Annotated in this window: 3 protein-coding genes and 1 pseudogene; all 4 read right to left on the bottom strand. The window is 58.3% G+C overall.

Annotated elements, in window-relative coordinates:
* A partial coding sequence (locus tag ACP5VX_RS06620) for an acetyl-CoA carboxylase biotin carboxylase subunit (protein WP_428725093.1) occupies positions 1 to 1,484 on the bottom strand: 1,484 nt, incomplete at its 3' end.
* 72 nt (positions 1,485 to 1,556) lie between these two features.
* A pseudogene (locus tag ACP5VX_RS06615) lies at positions 1,557 to 2,765 on the bottom strand (M20 family metallopeptidase); the annotation flags it as partial.
* 88 nt (positions 2,766 to 2,853) lie between these two features.
* Entirely contained in the window at positions 2,854 to 3,099 is a 246-nt protein-coding gene (locus ACP5VX_RS06610) for a ferredoxin (protein WP_428725094.1), read from the bottom strand.
* 157 nt (positions 3,100 to 3,256) lie between these two features.
* A partial coding sequence (locus tag ACP5VX_RS06605) for a hypothetical protein (RefSeq protein WP_428725092.1) occupies positions 3,257 to 3,546 on the bottom strand: 290 nt, incomplete at its 5' end.

The following is a 3,546-nucleotide window of genomic DNA, read 5'->3' as shown; positions in this document are numbered from 1 at the left end:
AGGGTCCAGTACGTCCAGGCCCTCCTCTTGATCGACTCCACACGGCTCTCTGTGGGTTTCTCCTTAACTAGCTTGCCCCTCAACGCCCTGCTGAACTCCGGCTTGACGGCCGCCACCACAGCCGTCACCAGGGCGTGAGTCGCTACCTCTTTCTCCACCTGCTTGAAGAGCTCCCCTAGGCTCTGCTCCACGTAGGCTGTCGTGTAAGTGGCGTCCCTGAAAGCAGGGGAGTTTATGATGGCCTTAACGAACGGTATGTTTGTCTGGACCCCCTCGATCACGTACTCGTCCAACGCCCTCAACAGCCTCGAGATCGCCTCGCTCCTGTCTCCGCCGTAGGCGATGACCTTCGAGATTAGCGGGTTGTAGTCTATCGGGACGTAGGACCCCGCCGCAACACCCGAGTCCACCCTCACGCCGGGCCCCGCCGGCTCTATGTAGCGTGTGATGTAGCCCGTTGAGGTCGAGAGGTCGAGGGGGTTCTGCGCTTCTATTCTCGCCTCGATCGCGTGCCCCCTGTAAGTTACTTCCTCTTGCCTGATGTCCAGCGAGCCCTCGAAGGCCACCCTTATCTGCCTCTTCACGATGTCTACACCCGTGATCATTTCTGTAATGGGGTGCTCGACCTGGATCCGCGCGTTCACCTCCATGACGTAGAACTTACCTGTTTTAACGTCGTATATGAACTCTACAGTCCCAGCGTTGTCGTACCTTATGCTCTTCATGAGCTCGACCGCGACACTGGTCAGCGCCCTCCTCGTCTCCGGTGTTATAGAGGGCGAGGGGGCCTCCTCCACGATCTTCTGGTACCTGAACTGGACCGAGCACTCCCTCTCGTACAAGTGTACAACGTTGTCGCCGTCGCCTATTATCTGGACCTCTATGTGCTTACCCCTCTCGATGTACGGCTCGACGTAGATTCTACGGTCCTTGAATGCTCTCTCGGCCTCCATGATGGACTCCGAGACCTTCGACTCGACTTCCTTCTCGCTACGCACCACCCTCATGCCGATACCTCCTCCCCCGCCCGCCGCCTTCAGCAGTACCGGGTACCCGTAATCCCTCGCGAACTCCAGGACGTCCTCGGGGTCTTCGACTCTCTGGTAGGGGAGAGTGGGCAGTCCCAGTTTGAGAGCTGTCTCTTTCAACCCCAGCTTGTCCCCAGCCCTGTCAATGACCTCGGGGCGGGGGCCGATCCACACGAGACCCTTGGCGATCACTTTCCTCGCAAACTCGCTGTTCTCGCTCAGAAAACCGTAGCCGGGGTGAACCGCGTCTGCGCCCAGCTGGAGGGCTGCCTCAATGATGTCGTCCATGTCCAAGTAGCTGGAGACCTCCGAGTCCTCGATCACGAACCTCCTGTGCAGGCTGTTCTTGTCCACGGACGTGTAGACACCTAGCGGGGTGTAGCCCAGTTCGCTGACGCTCCTCGCTACCCTTATTGCGATCTCGCCCCTATTAGCGATGAGGACCCTGATAGGCATTACCACCCGACCACTAGACAGCCGCAACGTCCGTGTCTCGGAGTATGAGATGTCGTGTGTAGTCTTAAAGTGTTATCTACCTGTCCCGGGTGCGAGTCGGTAGATCAGGTCTACGTATGTTTCGGCGACCTTGACGACGTCCGCGAGTTTTACGTACTCGTTGACCTTGTGCGCCATCCCGACCTCTCCTGGGCCGTAGGCTACCACCTGTATGTTCTTCGCCGCGTAGTAGCGTAGGTCTAGGCCGCCAACGCAGATCGTCTTCCTCGGCTTGAGGTTCAGGGTCCTATTGATTGAGTCCTCGAGGACCTTCACGAGGTGAGAGCCCGGGTCTGTCAGGGCGGGGTCCGACTTCTCCATCACCTCGAGCTCCGCCCTCACTCCAAGCCTCGCAGAGGCGTTTTCGAGGAACCCCCTCAGTTCTTCGACTACTTCATCCGCCCTCTCCTCCACGATCAACCTCCTGTCGATACTGAACCCGACGACGCCGGGCACGATGTTTATCGACCCGGGGGCTACCAGCTTACCGCCTAACGTGAGGGTCGGCGTCGAGGCCTCGGGCATCTCGTACTCGAACCTGCTCTTACGCTCTGCCAGGCGTGGCTTGTACTCCTCTATGAACAGCTTGGCCAGGTAGACCATCTTCTCGAAGGCGTTGTCGCCTAACCAGGGAGTCGAGCCGTGGGCCTGAACCCCGTAGACCTTGACCAGCGCCCAGACGCCGCCTCTGTGACCTATGTAGATGTTGTCAATACCGCTGGGCTCCGCTATCACCGCCCAGTCGGGCCGACTACCCAGGACGTTCACCAGGTACCCAGTCCCTGTCAACCCCCCTATCTCCTCGTCGGGTACAAGGGCCGCTTCAACGACTATACCCGGCTCCTTTCCAGAGGCCACGTAAGCTAGCGCGCCTACAACGGAGGCTATACCGCCCTTCATGTCCGTGGCCCCCCTACCGTAGACAAGGCCGTCCTTTACGACGGGTTGGAAGGGGGGTGTCTCCCAGCCCTCGCCGGCTGCCACCACGTCGTAGTGCCCGTTGAACTGGAGGACCCTCTCCCCACTGCCGACGCGGGCTAGGAGTATGTACCTTGGCTTGTCGGGGTTGTACTCCCTCGGCAGGTGCTTTTTGACGTAGTCGTCGTCGACTCTGTGAACCGTTACGTGAACGCCGTGGCTGCTAAGCACCTCCCTGTAGTAGTCGACCATTGCCTCGTAGCTCTCGCCGAGGACTGTGGGGAACCGTATGCTGTCGATCAGTGTTTTCTCAATTAATTTTTCGACCCATTCGGGGAGGGCCGTCGTGGCCGGACACCCTTAAAAGAGCGTCTGTTAAGGGCAGACCAGAGTTAAAAAACACGGCGCTTCTTTACTCGACCTTCGTCACGTGAATGATCTGGACCGGGCAGGCCGCGGCAGCGTCCTCAACACAGCTCTTCAAGTCCTCGGGCACGATGCCCACTGCGATATTCGCCTTGTCAGCCCTGTACTTCTCCACTATCTGCGACTTGTTGTCCTCGGTGCTCATCTCGAACACGTCGGGGCATATCGACACACAGACCATGTCCGATATACAGTTCTCTCTCGGGTTGATCTCGACCTTGTACTTGGCCATACGCAGCACCATGGTTATTCTAGAAGGGCCGAAAATAAAAATGTTATCGCCGTAGTAGGGGGTCTTCAGCTATGCGGGGCCTTCTACACCAGAAGACAGCCCAGGATTCCTCATCATCACTTTAAACCGTAGTACTGTGCCGGTTTAAACCCTTGCCTTACTCACGCCTCCTAGTAGGCTCTAAAAACCCTAGCGTAGCCCTGGCCAACTCTCTAGCCTCCTCGAAGACCCACTCCAGGTCTCCACTCCCGCGCGCCAAGAGCTTCCTTACGCGGTACTCGAGCGTCACCACATCTCGGCCCACGTTCATAAAGACCTCGTTTCTCCCTGTTTGATGGCGTGCGTATATGAGGTCGCCCGTCAACTCGGTGTACACGTAGTTGTGCCGGGCGAGGAAGTCTAAGAGGGCCGAGCGCAACCTGGCCCTAACCCCCTCGTCGAGGGAGG

This window comes from Thermogladius sp. (assembly GCF_049970955.1).
In the GTDB taxonomy this organism is placed as follows: domain Archaea; phylum Thermoproteota; class Thermoprotei_A; order Sulfolobales; family Desulfurococcaceae; genus Thermogladius.
Note: the sequence above shows the minus strand (reverse complement) of the source record. Positions and strands in the feature narration are given on the sequence as shown.

What these genes read in the sequence shown, in the direction of transcription:
- ACP5VX_RS06610 (WP_428725094.1), bottom strand. Translation starts at nt 3,099, where the DNA reads ATGGCCAAGTACAAGGTCGAGATCAACCCGAGAGAGAACTGTATATCG.